General features: G+C 64.7%; 15 protein-coding genes. 4 read left to right on the top strand and 11 right to left on the bottom strand.

Annotation, left to right across the window (positions count from 1 at the left end; translation table 11 throughout):
* Positions 1 to 271: 271 nt before the first annotated feature.
* The 5 genes from ACTIFE_RS06420 to hutI all read right to left on the bottom strand — a co-directional run bounded on the left by ACTIFE_RS06420 (position 272) and on the right by hutI (position 7,348).
* Positions 272 to 1,372, bottom strand: a complete 1,101-nt coding sequence (locus tag ACTIFE_RS06420) for a TRAP transporter substrate-binding protein (protein WP_439528340.1) — start codon at positions 1,370 to 1,372, stop codon at positions 272 to 274.
* Between the two features lie 52 nt (positions 1,373 to 1,424).
* Positions 1,425 to 3,110, bottom strand: coding sequence for a urocanate hydratase (hutU, locus tag ACTIFE_RS06425; protein ID WP_439528341.1), 1,686 nt, complete (start codon positions 3,108 to 3,110; stop codon positions 1,425 to 1,427).
* Positions 3,111 to 3,165: 55 nt separating this feature from the next.
* The gene (hutG, locus tag ACTIFE_RS06430; protein WP_439528342.1) at positions 3,166 to 3,972 is read right to left on the bottom strand and encodes an N-formylglutamate deformylase; all 807 of its coding nucleotides are present in this window, start codon (positions 3,970 to 3,972) and stop codon (positions 3,166 to 3,168) included.
* Positions 3,973 to 4,613: 641 nt separating this feature from the next.
* A complete protein-coding gene (hutH, locus tag ACTIFE_RS06435; RefSeq protein WP_439528343.1) occupies positions 4,614 to 6,140 on the bottom strand; it encodes a histidine ammonia-lyase in 1,527 nt (508 codons plus the stop codon).
* On the bottom strand, positions 6,137 to 7,348 hold the full coding sequence (gene hutI / locus ACTIFE_RS06440; RefSeq protein WP_439528344.1) for an imidazolonepropionase: 1,212 nt from the start codon (positions 7,346 to 7,348) through the stop codon (positions 6,137 to 6,139). Before hutI ends, hutH begins: the two co-directional genes overlap by 4 nt.
* A 74-nt stretch (positions 7,349 to 7,422) precedes the next feature.
* Here hutI and ACTIFE_RS06445 point away from each other — a divergent pair, with 74 nt between their 5' ends.
* Both ACTIFE_RS06445 and ACTIFE_RS06450 read left to right on the top strand, forming a co-directional pair.
* A complete protein-coding gene (locus tag ACTIFE_RS06445) occupies positions 7,423 to 8,847 on the top strand; it encodes a formimidoylglutamate deiminase (RefSeq protein WP_439528345.1) in 1,425 nt (474 codons plus the stop codon).
* Between the two features lie 51 nt (positions 8,848 to 8,898).
* Positions 8,899 to 9,603 (top strand): GntR family transcriptional regulator, encoded by a 705-nt coding sequence (locus tag ACTIFE_RS06450; RefSeq protein WP_439528346.1) that lies wholly within the window; start codon positions 8,899 to 8,901, stop codon positions 9,601 to 9,603.
* Between the two features lie 8 nt (positions 9,604 to 9,611).
* Here the strand turns inward: ACTIFE_RS06450 and ACTIFE_RS06455 are convergent, their stop codons facing one another.
* Together ACTIFE_RS06455 and ACTIFE_RS06460 are read right to left on the bottom strand one after the other, a co-directional pair.
* Positions 9,612 to 10,130 carry a hypothetical protein gene (locus ACTIFE_RS06455; protein WP_439528347.1) on the bottom strand — a complete coding sequence of 173 codons (519 nt, stop codon included), beginning with the start codon at positions 10,128 to 10,130 and terminating at the stop codon, positions 9,612 to 9,614.
* 15 nt (positions 10,131 to 10,145) lie between these two features.
* On the bottom strand, positions 10,146 to 10,712 hold the full coding sequence (locus tag ACTIFE_RS06460; protein WP_439528348.1) for a hypothetical protein: 567 nt from the start codon (positions 10,710 to 10,712) through the stop codon (positions 10,146 to 10,148).
* 64 nt (positions 10,713 to 10,776) lie between these two features.
* Here ACTIFE_RS06460 and ACTIFE_RS06465 point away from each other — a divergent pair, with 64 nt between their 5' ends.
* Positions 10,777 to 11,352 carry a hypothetical protein gene (locus ACTIFE_RS06465; RefSeq protein WP_439528349.1) on the top strand — a complete coding sequence of 192 codons (576 nt, stop codon included), beginning with the start codon at positions 10,777 to 10,779 and terminating at the stop codon, positions 11,350 to 11,352.
* Between the two features lie 175 nt (positions 11,353 to 11,527).
* Here the strand turns inward: ACTIFE_RS06465 and nagA are convergent, their stop codons facing one another.
* Genes nagA through ACTIFE_RS06485 form a run of 4 tightly spaced genes read right to left on the bottom strand, consistent with a single transcriptional unit; the run spans position 11,528 to position 15,360 of the window.
* The gene (gene nagA, locus ACTIFE_RS06470; protein ID WP_439528350.1) at positions 11,528 to 12,682 is read right to left on the bottom strand and encodes an N-acetylglucosamine-6-phosphate deacetylase; all 1,155 of its coding nucleotides are present in this window, start codon (positions 12,680 to 12,682) and stop codon (positions 11,528 to 11,530) included.
* Positions 12,682 to 13,713 (bottom strand): SIS domain-containing protein, encoded by a 1,032-nt coding sequence (locus ACTIFE_RS06475; RefSeq protein ID WP_439528488.1) that lies wholly within the window; start codon positions 13,711 to 13,713, stop codon positions 12,682 to 12,684. Before ACTIFE_RS06475 ends, nagA begins: the two co-directional genes overlap by 1 nt.
* The gene (locus tag ACTIFE_RS06480; RefSeq protein ID WP_439528351.1) at positions 13,713 to 14,486 is read right to left on the bottom strand and encodes a GntR family transcriptional regulator; all 774 of its coding nucleotides are present in this window, start codon (positions 14,484 to 14,486) and stop codon (positions 13,713 to 13,715) included. The genes ACTIFE_RS06475 and ACTIFE_RS06480 overlap by 1 nt, the downstream gene beginning before the upstream one ends.
* On the bottom strand, positions 14,479 to 15,360 hold the full coding sequence (locus tag ACTIFE_RS06485; RefSeq protein ID WP_439528352.1) for a BadF/BadG/BcrA/BcrD ATPase family protein: 882 nt from the start codon (positions 15,358 to 15,360) through the stop codon (positions 14,479 to 14,481). The genes ACTIFE_RS06480 and ACTIFE_RS06485 overlap by 8 nt, the downstream gene beginning before the upstream one ends.
* A 352-nt stretch (positions 15,361 to 15,712) precedes the next feature.
* Here ACTIFE_RS06485 and ACTIFE_RS06490 point away from each other — a divergent pair, with 352 nt between their 5' ends.
* Positions 15,713 to 16,612: an N-acetylmuramic acid 6-phosphate etherase gene (locus ACTIFE_RS06490; protein WP_439528353.1), complete on the top strand. Its 900-nt coding sequence runs from the start codon at positions 15,713 to 15,715 to the stop codon at positions 16,610 to 16,612.
* Positions 16,613 to 16,634: the final 22 nt, after the last annotated feature.

Consider the following 16,634-nt stretch of genomic DNA (forward strand, 5'->3'; position numbering starts at 1 on the left):
GGGGAGCGGACTAAAATCCAGGTTTCACGTTCCTGACTAGGCGTACTTCAGACACTTTGTGATCTGACGGCCTCCCGTGCCCCCCACCCCTCACCCCTCCCCACGAAGGGGGCTGAGAGGCCTCGAAGACCGTCTGACTTCATATGCGATAGCCCTGCCCTTGAGGGGAGAAGAACGACTGGATCCCGGTCTTGCCGCCTTGCGGCAAACCGGGATGACAGCAAAGGCAAACCCCGGCGCGACTTTTACCCCGCGCCGGGGCCGTTCAATCTCAACCGTAGTTATACGTCAGGCTGCGGGCGTTCATCTGGCCGGCGTCCGCATAGGGCATGTACTCGGTCATCAGCGACCGGTAGGCAAGGAAGCTCTCGGTGATGCGCTTGACCAGCTCGTCGCTGTTGTCGCGCAGCTCACTGACCACCTCGCCCATGGCATTGCCCATGGCGACGACGATCTCGTCCGGCAGGGTGTGCACGGTCACGCCATGCTTGTCCTTCAACTCGCGCAGGGCCAGGGCGTGCTTGGTGTTGTACTCGGTCAGCACCGGGTTGTAGAGGCTCTGCGAGGCGAAGGTCACCACCTGCTTGAGGTCATCCGGCAGCGCTTCCCAGGCCTTGATGTTGATGGCGCATTCCTCGGCCGAGGACGGCTCGCCAACACCCGGCGCATAGTAGTTCTTGGCGACCTGCTGCAGCCCCAGCGCACTGTCCGACCACGGACCAATGAACTCGCCCGCATCCAGCGCACCCGACTGCAGCGCCTGGAACATCGCCGGACCGGACATGGCTTCCACGGCCATGCCCAGCTTGGCGCAGACTTCCGAGTTGAGGCCGGTGGTGCGGTACTTGAGGCCCTTCAGGTCGTCGACCGTCTTGATCTCGTTGCGGAACCAGCCGAACCACTGCGGACCCGAGTTGCCGCACAGGAACGGCTTCAGGCCGAAACGGCCGTACATCTCGTCATAGAGCGCCTGACCGCCGCCCTGCTGCATCCAGCCGATCTGCTCGATGGCGGTCAGCCCCAGCGGCTGCGAACCGAACAGCAGGATGCCCTTGGACTTGGAGCCCCAGTAGGCCGGCACCGCGTGATAGATCTCGGCCGTGCCTTCGGCGACAGCATCAAACACGCCCGGTCCAGGGACGATTTCACCGGCGGCGAACAATTCCACCTGCAGCCGGCCACCCGACAGGGCGGTGATGCGATCGGCAAGCGCCTGGGCGGCGACACCCGGCCCCGGCAGGTTCTTCGGCCAGGCGCTGACCATGCGCCACTTGATTACGTCCTGCGCGATGGCCGGAGCGGCAAGCGCCGCCGTGCCCGCTGCTGCCGCCGCACCGATGCCTGCGGTCTTGAGGAAATCACGTCTCTTCATGGTCAGACCTCCATTCTGGTTGGTTGTCATTGCTTGCCCTGTCCCCTCTTGTTCAGTCTTTCAGGATTGCCGGCAGGTTCAAGCCATGTTCGCGCGCGCAATCGAGCGCGATTTCGTAGCCGGCATCGGCGTGACGCATCACCCCCGTTGCCGGATCATTCCACAGGACATTGGCGATGCGTCGGTCGGCCGCTTCCGTGCCGTCGCAGCAGATCACCATGCCTGAATGCTGGGAGAAGCCCATGCCCACGCCGCCGCCGTGGTGCAGCGACACCCAGGTGGCGCCGCTGGCGGTGTTGAGCAGCGCGTTGAGCAGCGGCCAGTCGGACACGGCGTCCGAGCCGTCCTTCATCGCTTCCGTCTCGCGGTTCGGCGAAGCGACAGAGCCAGAATCGAGATGATCGCGGCCGATGACGATCGGCGCCTTCAACTCACCGGTCCGCACCATTTCATTGAACGCCAGACCCAGCTTGTGGCGCAGGCCGAGGCCCACCCAGCAGATGCGTGCTGGCAGGCCCTGGAAGGCAATGCGCTCGCGCGCCATGTCCAGCCAGTTGTGCAGATGCGCGTCGTCCGGGATCAGTTCCTTCACCTTCTGGTCGGTGCGGTAGATGTCTTCCGGGTCACCCGACAGCGCGCACCAGCGGAACGGCCCGATGCCACGGCAGAACAGCGGCCGGATATAGGCCGGCACGAAGCCCGGGAAGGCAAAGGCGTTTTCCAGGCCCTCGTCCTTGGCCACCTGGCGGATGTTGTTGCCATAGTCGAGCGTCGGCACGCCCGCGTTCCAGAAGTCGACCATCGCCTGAACATGCACGCGCATCGAGGCACGCGCCGCCTTCTCGACAGCCTTCGGATCGCTCTCCTGCTTGGCGCGCCATTCGCCGACGGTCCAGCCGGACGGCAGATAGCCGTGGATCGGGTCATGGGCCGAGGTCTGGTCGGTGACGATGTCCGGGCGCGGACCACCGGCCTTCATGCGCCGAACCAGTTCCGGGAACACGTCGGCCGCATTGCCGATCAGCGCCACGGACTTCGCCTCGCCCGCCTTGGTCCAGCGGTCGATCAGCGCCAGCGCCTCGTCCAGCGTATGTGCCTTTTCATCGACATAGCGCGTGCGGATGCGGAAGTCGGCGCGGGTCTCGTCGCATTCGACCGCAAGGCAGCAGGCGCCCGCCATCACGGCGGCCAGCGGCTGTGCGCCGCCCATCCCGCCAAGGCCGCCGGTCAGGATCCACTTGCCTTTGAGATCACCGCCATAATGCTGGCGGCCGGCCTCGGCAAAGGTCTCGTAGGTGCCCTGCACAATGCCTTGCGTGCCGATGTAGATCCACGACCCGGCGGTCATCTGGCCGTACATGGCCAGGCCCTTCTTGTCGAGTTCGTTGAAATGGTCCCAGGTCGCCCAGTGCGGCACCAGGTTCGAGTTGGCGATCAGCACGCGCGGGGCATCGGCATGGGTGCGGAACACGCCGACCGGCTTGCCCGACTGGACCAGCAGCGTCTCGTTGTCTTCCAGCGACTTCAGCGCCGCAACGATGCGGTCAAAGTCGTCCCAGGTGCGCGCGGCGCGGCCGATGCCGCCATAGACCACCAGCGCATGCGGGTTCTCGGCCACATCCGGGTGCAGGTTGTTCATCAGCATGCGCAGCGGGGCTTCCGTCAGCCAGCTCTTGGCGTTCAGCGTCGTGCCGGTGGGCGGGAAGATGTCTCGCTGGTTATGGCGGGGATTGGTCATGTTTCCTCTCCGAAGCAACATTTCATATGCAGTGAAGTGACATCCGGTCCCGCGCTTATCCGCGCCAGGCTCCGGACGCCACGGTCTCGAGAATGGATGTGAGGACCGGCCGCAGCCGCGCGGCCTTGGTCAGGCTGTAGGCATAGGGCGGCAGTTCGGTCTCCAGATGCGTCGCCTGCGCCAGCTCCATCTGGATGGCGTGATAGCCTTCCGCCGGCCGGCCATAGTGCCGGGTGGTCCAGCCGCCCTTGAAGCGGCCATCGACCACCGTGCTGTAGCCCGCCGCCGCCCGGCAGATGCCGGCCACCGCCTCGCCCAGACCGTGCGCACAGGACGTGCCCTCCACCGTGCCGATGTTGAAGTCCGGCAGCGTGCCGTCAAACAGGAACGGGATGTTGGAACGGATCGAGTGGCAATCGTAGAGCACAGCAAACCCGTGGATCGCATGCACCCGCTGCAGTTCGGCTTCGAGCGCCGCATGATAGGGCGCATGGAAGGCCAGCCGCCGCCGCTCGATCTCGGCCGCGTCCGGGGCCTCCAGCCAGATGTTTTCGCCATCGAAATCGGTCAGCGGTACCAGCCCCGTGGTGTTCTGCCCCGGATAAAGGCTTGCCCCGTCCGGCGGCCGGTTGGCGTCGATGACATAGCGGTGGAAGGTCGCGGCCACGGTCGTCGCCCCCGGCAGCAGACCGTCATAGAGCCGGTCCACATGCCAGTCGGTGTCGCTGAGCACCAGCCCGCGCGCATTCAGCTTCGCCCGGATCTCGGCCGGAACATGCGTGCCCGAATGCGGCAACCCCAGCACCACGGGGCTCTCGCCCCGCGTCACCGTCACCGGCCCAATCTGATCGTCACGCGTCATCTCAACCATCCACCCGACTTCCTTTTCCGGCCTCAACGCACGTCGTTCGCCCTTTCCAGGCCGATACCAAAAACTCTGTCGTCATCCCCGCCCTCTCCCGTCATCCCCGCGAAGGCGGGGATCCAGTACCCCCGGCCTTCGCCATCATCCCCGCCGGGGCTACTGGATCCCGGTCTTGCCGCTGCGCGGCAAACCGGGATGACAATCTGGGCATCATTGCACCGCCTCTCCGCTCCCCTCCCCCTCGTGGGGAGGGGTTGGGGGTGGGGGGGCGGCCTCTCATCCCGGCGAAAGCGCCTCAACTTTCAAACCCGCCAGCCTCTTGGCGAACCATCAAAGAGAGAAGCCCAGCCCAAACTCAACCTCTGAGCCTCCCACCCCTACCCCTGCCTGGGTCGAGCCAACGGTCTCGACCCGCCTTCGGCCCCCACGAGGGGGAGGGGCGCGGTGAGGCCCCGACACATCCAGCTTCAACCCTCGCCGCAGCGCCTCCGAACCAACCTCTCCCGTCATACCCGCGAAGGCGGGGATCCAGTAACCCCGGTCTTCGCCATCATCACCACCAAGGTTACTGGATCCCGGTCTTGCCGCTGCGCGGCAAACCGGGATGACAGTTTGGGCATCATGGCACCGCCTCGACCTCAGACCTTGAACGCCCCGATCTCAGCCGCCGCCGCAAACGCCCCGGAGCGCACCAGCGCAGATGCCGCCTCGATGTCGGGGGCCAGATACCGGTCTTCCTTCAGCGCCGCCGCCACGCCGCGCAGGCGTCCGATCACCGCCTGAAGCCGCGCCGAGGTCTTCAGCGGCGCGCGGAACTCGATGCCCTGCGCCGCACACAGCGCCTCGACACCGAGGATCACCGAGAGGTTTGCGTTCATCCGCAGGAGGCGGCGCGCGCCATGGGCGGCCATCGACACATGATCTTCCTGGTTGGCCGAGGTCGGCGTCGAATCCGTCGAGCACGGCGTTGCCAGGTGCTTGTTTTCGCTCATCAAGGCGGCCGTCGTGACTTCCGCGATCATGTAGCCGGAGTTGAGGCCCGGATCGGGGGTGAGGAACGGCGGCAGGTCGTGGCTCAGCGTCGGATCGACCATAAGCGCCACGCGCCGCTGCGCGATCGCACCGATTTCAGCCACCGCCAGCGCGATCTGGTCGGCGGCAAAGGCCACCGGCTCGGCATGGAAGTTGCCACCCGAAACGATCCGGCCCTCGCCCAGCACCAGCGGGTTGTCGGTGACCGCATTGGCCTCGATTTCCAGCGTCGAGCCGGCAAAGCGCAACAGGTCGACAGCCGCCCCCAGCACCTGCGGCTGGCAACGGATGCAATAGGGATCCTGCACGCGCGTGTCGCCCTCGCGGTGGCTCTCGCGGATTTCCGAGCCCTCCATGATGGCGCGCATCAGGTCCGCCACTTCGATTTGGCCGCGATGGCCGCGCAGGGTATGGATTTCCGGCTGCAGCGGTGCGGTCGATCCCATGATGGCATCGGTCGACAGCGTCGAGATCACCAGCGAGGCGGCAGCGTTGGTCCAGGCCTCGAACAGGCCGATCAGCGCCAGCGCGGTGGAAAACTGCGTGCCATTGATGAGCGCCAGCCCTTCCTTGGGGCCAAGGACGACCGGGGTCAGGCCCGCCATCTTCAGCGCATCGCCGCCGGAAAGCCGCTCGACGCCATAGATCGCCTCGCCGGCACCGATCATCACCGCCGTCATGTGCGCAAGCGGGGCCAGATCGCCGGAGGCACCCACCGACCCTTGCGAGGGAACAACCGGCGTCACGCCCTTTTCAAGCATCGCCTCGATGAGGGCGATCACCTCCCAGCGCACGCCCGACGCGCCGCGTCCAAGACTCAGGAGCTTCAGCACCATCATCAGACGGGTTGCGGCCCGGTCGAGCGCCTCGCCGACGCCGCAGCAATGCGACAGGATCAGGTTCCGCTGCAGGGTCGCCGTATCCTTTGGCGCGATTTTCACCGAGGCCAGCTTGCCGAAGCCGGTGTTGACGCCATAGACGCCGGCTTCGCCATTCGCCGCCGCCGCCACATGGGCCGCCGCCAGATCGACCGCCGGACGCGCCGAGGGGTCAAGCCGGACCGCGCTGCTGTTGCGCCAGATCTGTTCAAGGTCGGCCAGCGTGGCGCGGCCGGGCTGGAGAACAACGGTCATTGCGAACCTCCGAAAACGCGGGCGTGAAGGGGATTGAAGCCGAAGCGGTAGACAAGCTCCGCCGGCGTCGTTGCATTCCAGATGGCAAGATCAGCACGCAGGCCGACGGCAATCCGGCCGCAGTCAGCAAGGCCGAGGGCACGGGCAGCATTGACGGTGACGCCGCGCAGCGCTTCCTCGACGGTCAGCCGGAAAAAGGTGCAGCCCATGTTCATGGTCAGGAGCAGCGAGGTCAGCGGCGAAGTGCCAGGATTGCAGTCGGTCGCCAGCGCCATCGGCACCCCATGCGCCCGGAAGGCGGCAACGGGAGGAAGCTGGGTCTCGCGGATGGCATAGAAGGCGCCGGGCAGCAGCACCGCCACGGTGCCGGAGGCCGCCAGCGCGGCCGCGTCCTCGTCGGTTGCATATTCCACATGGTCGGCCGACAGCGCACCGTAGCGGGCGGCCAGCTGGGTTCCACCGATGCGCGACAGCTGTTCGGCATGAAGCTTCACCGGCAAACCAAGACGCTTCGCTGCGTCAAACACCCGCGTCATGTCCTCGACCGAAAAGGCAATGCCCTCGCAGAACCCGTCGACCGCATCGACGAGGCCCTCGGCCGCCGCAGCTTCCAGCCCCGGCAGGCAGACCTCGGTCAGATAGGCCTCCGTCCGGCCCTTGTACTCGGTCGGCACCGCATGGGCGCCAAGGTAAGTGGTCCGGACACGCACCTTGCGCTCATGGCCCAGCCGCCGGGCGGCCCGCAGCATCTTCAGCTCGGTCTCGATCTCCAGTCCGTAGCCGGACTTGATCTCGATTGCGGTCATCCCCTCGCTGATCAGCGCATCAAGACGCGGCAGCGCGGAGGCGACGAGGTCGGACTCGCTGGCCTCGCGGGTCGAGCGGACCGAGGAGACGATGCCGCCCCCTGCCCTTGCCACTTCTTCGTAGGTCGCGCCGTCAAGACGCATCTCGAACTCGCGCGCCCGGTGTCCGCCATGAACGATATGGGTGTGGCAATCGATGAGACCGGGGGTCACCAGGCGGCCTTCCAGATCAAGGCGCGGCAGGGTCGCAAATTCTCCGGGAATGGCGTCGCTTTGTCCGACGAAGGCGATGGTTTGTCCGGTCACGACCACAGCGCCATTCTGGATCAGGCCATAGCCCGTCGGCCCCGCCAGGGTGGCCAGCGTCGCGTTGGTCAGGATGATCGGCTGATCAAGTTCCATCTTGGTTTCCTCCCGAGATGGCGCTATTTTGTATGCACATATTAATCGTGTCAATCGAGGAAGGCGGCGAAAGAATGAGCAGCGCAATTTCAGGCGATCTGGCGAAATCTCCCGCAACTCCGGCGGCGGTTGCAACCGTCCTGTGGGCAAAACAGGCACTCCTGCCCAGCGGCTGGGCAACCGGCGTAACCGTCAACTTCGGCTACGACGGCGTTGTTTCTGGTGTGAAATCAGAAACTTCCGCGCCTGTTGGCGCCCTTCAGGTTGCCCTTCTGCTGCCCTCCCCGGCCAATCTCCACTCCCACGCCTTCCAGCGGGCAATGGCCGGTCTCAGCGAGCGACGCGGCCCGGATCCACGCGACAGCTTCTGGACCTGGCGGCAGCTGATGTTCCGCTTCCTCGACCAGCTGACCCCCGATGATGTCGAGGCCATTGCTGCCTTCGTACAGATGGAAATGCTGGAAGCCGGCTACGCCACCAACGTCGAGTTCCACTACCTGCACCACCAGCCGGGCGGCGCGCCCTATGCAAACCTCGGCGAAATGTCGGAACGCATTGCCGCCGCCGCAGCTACGACCGGCATCGGCCTGACGTTGCTGCCGGTGTTCTACCAGTATGGCGGCTGCGACAAGCGGGCCCTTGGGGCTGGTCAAGTTCGTTTCGGCAATGATATCAGCCGCTTCGCCGATCTCGTCGACGCCGCAGAACGCTCGCTCGCCTACCTTCCGGATGACGCCCGGATCGGCGTTGCCCCGCACAGCCTGCGCGCCGTTGCCGCAGAAGATCTCGCCCGCGCCGCAAGCCTTCGCCCGGACGCCCCCCTGCACATGCATCTCGCCGAGCAGGTGGCGGAAGTGGAGGAAGTGCTCGCCCATCGCGGCGCCCGGCCCGTCGACTGGCTTCTCGGCAACGCCGAAGTCGACCGCCGCTGGTGCCTGATCCACTGCACGCAAATGCTTGAAAACGAAACGCTTTCCCTCGCCGCCACCGGTGCGGTCGCGGGCCTGTGCCCGATCACCGAATCCAGTCTCGGTGACGGCATTTTCGACGGCGTCCGCTATCTCGGCGCCGGCGGCATCATCGGGATCGGCTCGGACAGCAACATCCGCATCTCGCTCTCGGAGGAACTGCGCACCCTTGAGTATTCCCAACGCCTGCGCGACCGCTCCCGCGCGGTCCTGGCGACCGCCGACAAATCCACCGGGCGGGTGCTGTTCGAGGCTGTCGTCCAGGGCGGTGCCCAGGCTGCCGGCCGCCCGTCCGGCGTGATTGCCACCGGCCAACTTGCTGATTTCATTGCACTTGACGGCAATTCCGTGCATCTCGCCGGTCGGTCCGGCGACACGGCACTTGACGCTTGGGCATTTGCAGGCGATGACCGGCTTGTGCGGGATGTCTGGTCTGCGGGCCGCCATGTCGTACGCGAGGGACGGCATATCGCCCATGACGCGATCACGGAAAACTACATCCGGACTGTGTCACGGTTGCGGGACGCCTGATGCCAGAAGATCAGCCAAAATACTGAAATAAAAGAAAAAAGAGACGCGCGCATGGCAAAGCCCCTCTCCGGTCCGGTGACCTGGCAGACCATCCAGGCCGAAGCCCTGCGCCGCATCCGCGACCGCGAATGGAAGCCCGGCGCACAGATCCCGCACGAAGCCCAGCTTGCCGCCGAGTTCGGCTGTGCCCGGGCAACAGTGAACCGGGCGCTCCGGGAACTGGCGGAACTCGGCCTTCTGGAGCGTCGGCGCAAGGCCGGCACCCGCGTGCCGCTCAATCCCGTGCGTCGGGCGACTTTCCAGATCCCGATCATCCGCCAGGACATCGAAGGCCGGGGACTATCCTACAGCTACCAGCGCCTCAGCCAGGCGGTCGAACCGATCTCCCAGCCCGTCCAGGCGCTGCTTGACCTGCCCCCGGAACGCGAGCTGCTGCACGTTACTGCGCTTCATCAGGCCGATGGCGCCCCATTCTGCCACGAGGACCGCTGGATCAACCTAGCGGTTCCCGGACTGGAAAACGCTGACTTTTCAAAGATGAGCCCCAACGAATGGCTGGTCCAGAACGCATCGTTCTCGGGCGGTGGCATCGAATTTTTCGCAACCGAAGCCGATGGAGGCATGTCTGATCTCTTCGACTGCCCGCAAGGCGCGGCCCTCTTCGTCATGGATCGCACAACCTGGGCTGGGCCCCTCGCGATCACCGCCGTCCGCTTGACCTATGCACCCGGCCATCGCCTGACGACAGCGATCTGAGGTCCGAATCAGAACTGCACCGGCACCTGCCGGCCGTCTGAAATACGGCACTGGCCAACGCCGCCGCCGTCGATGCCTGCTTCCGGATTGGCGAGGCGGAAATCACAGGTCATCGCCCGGCCCCGATTGCCGGTCAGCACCGCCTGGGCATCGGAGCGGTAGCTGATCGAGGTATCGGACCCGTCACGAAACTGGGTCGACCAGCCATGCTTGGTCTTCTTCGAGCTGTCCCAGATCGTATCGGAGCTGCTGGAATTCGTCCGCTCGATGTTCTGGACGACCCGGCCGGTGAACATCTCGCCGTCACTGGTCACAGCGGTCGCGCTGATCTGGTTGACGTCATCAAAAATGTCATTGCCCTGTTGCAGGGTCAGGTGCAGCGTCCCCTGCGACAGGCCATTCGCCGCAAGGATCGGCGCCGGCGCTTGCCGGACGGTCGGGGCGCAGGCCGGCACCAAAGCGGCAGCCGCCAGACACACCGCAGCGCGGAAAACGCCAGCCGAAACGCTGAATTTCAAGAAAATCATTGCGTATTTCCTTCATCAGTCCTGGCGGTAAAGCCGGGGTCCAATCCGGCTTGCGCCCGGCACGCCTTCCCGGTTCATGCCGCGAAAGGCAAAAAAGCAAAGTCCGAACAGGGCAAGTGAGAGCAACGTCGGCGTGCCGACCTGCAGGAAGAGCACGCTCCGGCCCAATGGGTCCGTACTGGTTGCAATCGCGGAGACAGGGATCTGGCCAGCCAGGGACCAGACCAGTGCGGCAAGCGCAAAACCGATCGCGCGGCGGCGAGCCGCCCGGACCATGGCAAGCGGCGGCTGCGGGCGATCGCGCTTCATCGAGACCAGCTCGCGAAGAGCGGCAAGCCCTTGAAGCCACAGGCCGAACAGCCCCAGGACGATGCCCGCGATCGCCTGCACCTGCCAGTCATCCAGATCATATGCCGGATAGGGAACCTGCGCGGCGATAACGGTGGCGAGAGATGCCGGCGCTGCGACGGACCACAGCAGAAGCGAGAAAGTCAGACCAACAAGAAAGCCGGTTGCCGCCGTGAGACCAACCAGCGCGCGGTCAAGGGCGAGAGCCGAACGCCTCCGTGCTAATTTTTTCATTTTTAGCTTTCTGTTTTTAATGTTAGACAATAATTTATTCGAAGATCTAACCGAGGAAAATTAAATGCGCAAGGCCTTTGCAAGCGCCATTCTGGCCGCCGGCGTCGTTGCCTGTTCGTCCCTGACAACCGCCGGGCTGCGCGCGGTCGCAAGTCTCGACCCGGTCGAGACCGACCCCGCACAGCTGCAGGCAGCCATCGGGGTCGATGATGCGTTTCGCCTGCGGACAGGCGACGCAAAGCTGACGATCAGCTATCGGGTGGACGGTGCGGAAGTGCCGGTCGTTTCGGAGGAATTCAAGCTGGAGATCACTGCAGCGAACGGCAGCGAAGGCTTGCAGGCAGACCGGGGTGAGGCAATCTTTATCGCCCGGATTGCCGAAACGGATCTGTCCCGGGCGCGCGATGCGCAAGCCAGGATCAAGGCATTCAAGCAGTCAAAATCGGGAAGCGGCGACCTGTCGGTCGGTGTCTCCAGCGGTTGCCTGACCAAGCCATTGCCTGAGAAAGTCCCGCTTCGAACCTTCATTCGCAGCGAGCAGGCCGGCAAGTTTGTCCAGCTGACCAGGATCGAAAATATTCTCGACATGCTGACCGCAGACCAGGTGCGCAAGGTCAAGCAAGACTTCCCTGCCTGCTAGCGGGCAAGGGGTCCTCCTCAGCGGGCGCAGTTCAAGGTCGACCGGCGAAAGCCAGGCAATTCAGGCCGCTACGCAGCCCCGAAGCAGGTCTCATCCGGTTTATCCTGTGACACGCCTCACCTCGGCCTGGCCCGGGTGAGGCGGCCCTCCGATCGCGGCCGGCTGGGCGAGGCTGTCAGATCGCCAGTCGCTGACCAGCAACCCAGACAGCGGTCAGATCGAGACGATCACCCAGATGGACGAGATCCGCGCGGGCGCCACCGGCCAATGTCCCGAACCGTCCGGAGGCGGAAATGCAGGCAGCCGGTCGGCTGGTTGCCATGGCAAGGGCCAGTTCAAGCGGCGCGCCCACGGTCTCGACAAGATAGCGGATCGACCGAGGCAGGCAGATGTCGGCGCCGGCCAGCGTGCCATCCTCGAGCGTCAACCGGCCATCGCGCCGCAGGATCCGCCGGTCTCCCAGCATGAACTCGGTCACATCGGTTCCAGCGGCCGCCATCGCATCGGAGACAAGATACAGCCCCTCGCCCTTCTTGGCCGCCAGCGCAATCCGTATCCCTTCGGGAGCAACATGCACACCATCGGCAATCAGCCCGGCATGACTGTCGTTGTCGAGCGCAGCACCGACCATCCCCGGCTCGCGGTTGCCGAGCTGGCTCATCGCGTTGAACAGGTGCGTAACACAGCGGGCCCCGGCAGCAAAGGCCGCCTGGGCCTCGGCAGCCGTGCTGTCGGTGTGGCCAAGGCTGACGATCACCCCGGCCCGCACCAGACCGCTGATCTGCTCAAGCGTCACAGCCTGCGGCGCCAACGTTACGAGCAGCACTGGCAAGTCAGCCGCAGCCCGGCACAGCCGGTTAAGATCAGCCTCTTCCATCGGCCGGATCAGCGCCGGATCATGCGCGCCTTTTCGGCGGGGATCGAGATGCGGTCCCTCCAGATGCAGTCCGAGAAAGCCCGGCACCTTGTCCCGCGCCGCCGCCACGCCAGCTGCAATGACGGCTTCGGTGGCTTGCGGCGTATCGGTGATCAAAGTCGGCAGGATTCCAGTCGCGCCAAGGCGGGCATGGGCTGCGCAGATGCGGCGGATCTTTTCGACATCCGCCGTGCCATCCAGCATGATGCCATCGCCGCCATTGACCTGAAGATCGAGAAAGCCCGGGGACAGAATTCCCCCGGACAACGCAGTCTTCTCGCCGCCGAAGGCGCCGGCCTCGGCAGAGCCAAGATCGGTGATGGCATGCACCACCCCATCCTCGACGAGCAGGGCCTTGCCATCCTGCAGGCGCCGGCCGTCAAACAGCCGGGCACCGGTAAAGACCTGACGCATCAGACCGTCTCCGTGACCTTCTTCAGGTGCGGCGGCACATCGGGGTTGAATCCGCGGCGGCGCGACAGTTCTTCGATGAACTTGTAGAAGCTGACCCCCAGCACCAGCGGCGCGACGATCGGATGCAGGCCGGATACGGTCGGCAGCGTCGTTGCGCCGGCAACCTCAAGCCCCGTGACGAAGACATCCGCCCCCTGCCCGACCAACCGCTCGGCCGTCGCCCTGACATGCGGCAATGCGGCATCGTCAACCCCAAGCGCCAGCACCGGGAAGCGGCCGCCGACGATGGCGGCAGGGCCATGCAAGACTTCGGCCGCACTGTAAGATTCTGCGTGCAAACCACTGGTTTCCTTGAACTTCAAGGCCATTTCATTGGACATGGCAAAGCCCGGGCCACGCCCCAGAACATAAAGCGACTGGGCCCGGACGAGCCGATCCGACAAAGCGGTCCAGTCCTGTTCCAGCGCCTTGGCAAATGCGTCCGGAAGCCCGGCAACGGCAGCCCGCAGAGCTTCGTCCTCAAGCCATTCGGCGAGAAGGGCAAGACCGGCGACCACCGAATTGACGAAAGTCTTGGTGGCGGCAACGCTCTGCTCGGGTCCGGCGCTGAGCGGCAGCGTATGGGCGCTGACGCCCGCCATCGGCGAGGCGGAGTTGTTGGTCAGTGCAATGGTCAGCGCGCCGCCTTCGCCGGCCAGCCGCATCATCTCGACGATGTCCGGGCTCTTGCCGGACTGGGACACGCCGACGCAGGCCGCACCGGTCAGCTTCAGAGTTCGGCCATAGATCGAGGCGATCGAGGGACCGACAGAGGCGACCGGAACACCAGCAGCCAGTTCGACTGCATATTTGAAATAGGTCGAGGCATGGTCGGACGAGCCACGTGCCACACTGACAATGACATGCGGATCAAGGCCGCGCATCGCGCTCGCCGCAGCAGCCAGAGGAGCACGTGCATCCGCAAGGAACCGCGCAGCCGCCTCCGGAATCTCGGCAACTTCGGTGGCCATATGCGTCTTGGTGGTCATGATCAGTCCTTATCGGTCGGTGCCCGGGACGGATCCGGGGCGATCTGGAGTTCAACGGCAAAGTCATAGGCATCGCCGCGATAAAGCGAGCGGGTGAATTCCACCACCCGCCCGGATGGCAGGTAGGAAATGCGCTCGATCCGCAGTCCGGCCGCACCGGCCGGCAAATGAAGGAGATCCGCATCTGCAGGCGACAGATTGGTCGCCGACAGGCGTTGGACCGCGCGCACGGGCCGACGCCCGAGTTCGGCAAGAACCGCATAAAGCGATTTGTCGACGCGGAACGGATCCGGCAGGATGGAGGTCGACAGCGCCGCCCGTTCGATGGCCAGCGGGATGTCATCGGCCTGGCGCACGCGCTCAAGCCGGGAGACCCGCTCCTGGGCACTGAGCCCGAGGGCCATCACTTCCTCCGGCGTCGGCGCGTGAATGCCGCGCGACAGGTAGACCGAATCCACCGCCTTGCCCCGCCGGGCCATGTCTTCCGAGAAAGATGTCAGCAGGGACAGGGCCTGTTCGAGCCGCTCCACTCGCGGGGCAACAAAGGTACCAGACCCACGCTTTTGCACCAATTGCCCCTGTGTCACCAGCGCCTGGACGGCCTTGCGCACGGTCACGCGGCTCAGTCCGGTCTTGCTGGCCATATCGCGCTCCGGCGGCAGGCTGTCCCCAGGCTTCAGCTGACCGGAGGAGATCGCATCGGCAATGCGCCGGTGCAGCGCCAGATACAAAGGACCGGCGTCGTCAAATCCATCGGGCGAAAACAGCTCATCCATGCCGCAGTCCTCCCGGAACGACCCCTGAAAGACCGTCCTCAAACCGGCGGCGAGCCATGAAAACCGCTCCCTCCACCGATCCGCCAAGCGCCGTGCGCTGCGGCCAGTGGCCCGCCAGATGGCTGGCATGCAACGGCCCGAGACCGCCGAGGAACACCACAGGCAGATGTTCTCCGGCCTGAAGCAAGGCGATGGTTGACGACACCTCTGCAACACTGTCGCGGATGACGGCAACAGCCGCCGCATCACCTGCATCTCCAGCCGCGACAATCCGTGGGGCAAGGCGGGCGAACTCTGCCGGACGCATCGTCGGCGCCACGCCGACAAGCTGGGTCGGGCCGCCGAACTCGGCAAGCACTTCAGACAGGAACGGGGTCATTGGCAAGAAGCCATCAACGGCGCGCAGGGCCATGGCAAGCAAGCGACGCCCCATCCAGGCACCGGATGCCTCATCGCCAAGCACAAAGCCCCAGCCGCCGACCTCCCGGATCTCGTCCTTGCGCTGAACCGCAAAAATGGAACCGGTGCCGATGGCTGCCATGACGCCGTCCTCATCCCCGAGCGCACCTTTCACGGCCGTGACGCCGTCATTGACCACATGCACGGAGGCAAAAGGCAGGCGCGCCACGAGACGGTCAACGGCCTCGCGGACATTGCCACCAGCCAGCCCAAGCACAGCATGAAGACCGCCGAGAGCAGCCTCCCCGCCTGCAGCTTCTCGCGCCGCCTGGAGAATACTGTGGAGCGCACCATCCGGATCGGAAACGATGTTGGACGGTCCGGCGGACGCAGTTCCGCAGATCCGGCCACTGATGTCCGCAACCTGAGCCCGGCACCCTGTGCCGCCGCCATCAATCCCGAGAAAGCGCGTCATTGTTCCTCCCTTTGAAAGGAAGATACCAAAGCCATACCAAATGAAAAGCCCTGTTTTGAAAACAAGCGTTATTTCAGAGAGGATTCAGGGCACCTAGCAGACCGAGCAACCGCCGAGACATACTCAGGCGACCGGGAAAAACCCAGCCCGGATCTTCGTGGCAGAAACAATAAAGTTCATTAAATCAATTATTTAATAAGATTATCCCCAACTCCGGCAAGCCACTGGCTTGGTACAAAGCCTTGAGATCCTGACTTGAAAAATCCAATGAACCATTCATAAAATTCCAGCCAGCGAATTTGCCACTTTACAATTGGTATTCTTTTGGCATTATCACGTTGGGGAGGGCAAGATGACAACACGACGGACAGAGGCACGGCACCTCGAAGCAGACAGATTGCATTCGCACGACGCAGCGGAAGCCGTTGCAGCGATCCTTACGGGTCAGATCGCTGCACTTGACGCGACTTCCACAGCGCGGGATGTGATCGCCGCTGCCGGTCTTGCCATGGCTGCGGCAATCGCGTCCGGTCACAAGGTCATCTATGTCGGTGCCGGCAGCTCGGGTCTGATGGCCCTGGCCGACTGTCTCGAAATTCCCGGAACCTTCGGCGTTCCGCGCCATCAGATCGCGATGCTGTTTGCCGGCGGCGCGGCCGCCCTGCTCGAGATGCCCGGCGCTGTCGAGGACGACTCGGACCTGGCCGCAGCCGATGTCGCCCGGATCGCCCCTGGGCCAGGCGACCTTGTGATCGCGGTCTCGGCCTCCGGCTCGACGCCCTATACCCTGACGGTCGCCAAGGCGGCCAAGGCGCACGGCGCAAGCATCGCCGGCCTTGCCAATGCCGAAGCGACGCCCTTGCTGCAGATCGCCGACTATCCGGTGTTTCTGGATACCGGGGCGGAAATTCTGGCGGGCTCGACGCGGCTTGGTGCTGCGACGGCGCAGAAGGCGGCCCTGAACATGATTTCAACCCTCGCCGGTGTCCGTCTCGGGCATGTGCACGAGGGGCGAATGGTCAATGTCCTGGCGGACAATGCCAAGCTTCTGGACCGCGCCGCCGGCATGGTGGCAGACTTCAGTGGCATCGACATTGACGCAGCGCGCGCCGCGCTCGGCCAAACGGGCGGTGCGGTGAAGCCTGCCATCCTGATTGCCTGTGGCGCCACAGCGGCGCAGGCCAACACGCTTCTCGCGGAATCCGGGGGCCATGTGGGACCGGCCCTCAGTGCCCTGCGACAAGGCGCATAAGCATCAACCAGAGGGTCAAAAA

This window comes from Pannonibacter sp. (assembly GCF_051860505.1).
Taxonomy (GTDB): domain Bacteria; phylum Pseudomonadota; class Alphaproteobacteria; order Rhizobiales; family Stappiaceae; genus Pannonibacter.

Bases quoted from the DNA above. Each gene is read 5' to 3' on its own strand.
- hutI (WP_439528344.1), bottom strand. From the start codon at position 7,348: ATGGAACTTGATCAGCCGATCATCCTGACCAACGCGACGCTGGCCACC.
- ACTIFE_RS06480 (WP_439528351.1), bottom strand. From the start codon at position 14,486: ATGGATGAGCTGTTTTCGCCCGATGGATTTGACGACGCCGGTCCTTTG.
- hutH (WP_439528343.1), bottom strand. From the start codon at position 6,140: ATGACCGTTGTTCTCCAGCCCGGCCGCGCCACGCTGGCCGACCTTGAA.
- ACTIFE_RS06450 (WP_439528346.1), top strand. From the start codon at position 8,899: ATGGCAAAGCCCCTCTCCGGTCCGGTGACCTGGCAGACCATCCAGGCC.
- ACTIFE_RS06455 (WP_439528347.1), bottom strand. From the start codon at position 10,130: ATGATTTTCTTGAAATTCAGCGTTTCGGCTGGCGTTTTCCGCGCTGCG.
- ACTIFE_RS06465 (WP_439528349.1), top strand. From the start codon at position 10,777: ATGCGCAAGGCCTTTGCAAGCGCCATTCTGGCCGCCGGCGTCGTTGCC.
- ACTIFE_RS06445 (WP_439528345.1), top strand. From the start codon at position 7,423: ATGAGCAGCGCAATTTCAGGCGATCTGGCGAAATCTCCCGCAACTCCG.
- hutU (WP_439528341.1), bottom strand. From the start codon at position 3,110: ATGACCAATCCCCGCCATAACCAGCGAGACATCTTCCCGCCCACCGGC.
- ACTIFE_RS06485 (WP_439528352.1), bottom strand. From the start codon at position 15,360: ATGACGCGCTTTCTCGGGATTGATGGCGGCGGCACAGGGTGCCGGGCT.
- ACTIFE_RS06420 (WP_439528340.1), bottom strand. From the start codon at position 1,372: ATGAAGAGACGTGATTTCCTCAAGACCGCAGGCATCGGTGCGGCGGCA.
- ACTIFE_RS06460 (WP_439528348.1), bottom strand. From the start codon at position 10,712: ATGAAAAAATTAGCACGGAGGCGTTCGGCTCTCGCCCTTGACCGCGCG.
- hutG (WP_439528342.1), bottom strand. From the start codon at position 3,972: ATGACGCGTGACGATCAGATTGGGCCGGTGACGGTGACGCGGGGCGAG.
- nagA (WP_439528350.1), bottom strand. From the start codon at position 12,682: ATGCGTCAGGTCTTTACCGGTGCCCGGCTGTTTGACGGCCGGCGCCTG.
- ACTIFE_RS06490 (WP_439528353.1), top strand. From the start codon at position 15,713: ATGACAACACGACGGACAGAGGCACGGCACCTCGAAGCAGACAGATTG.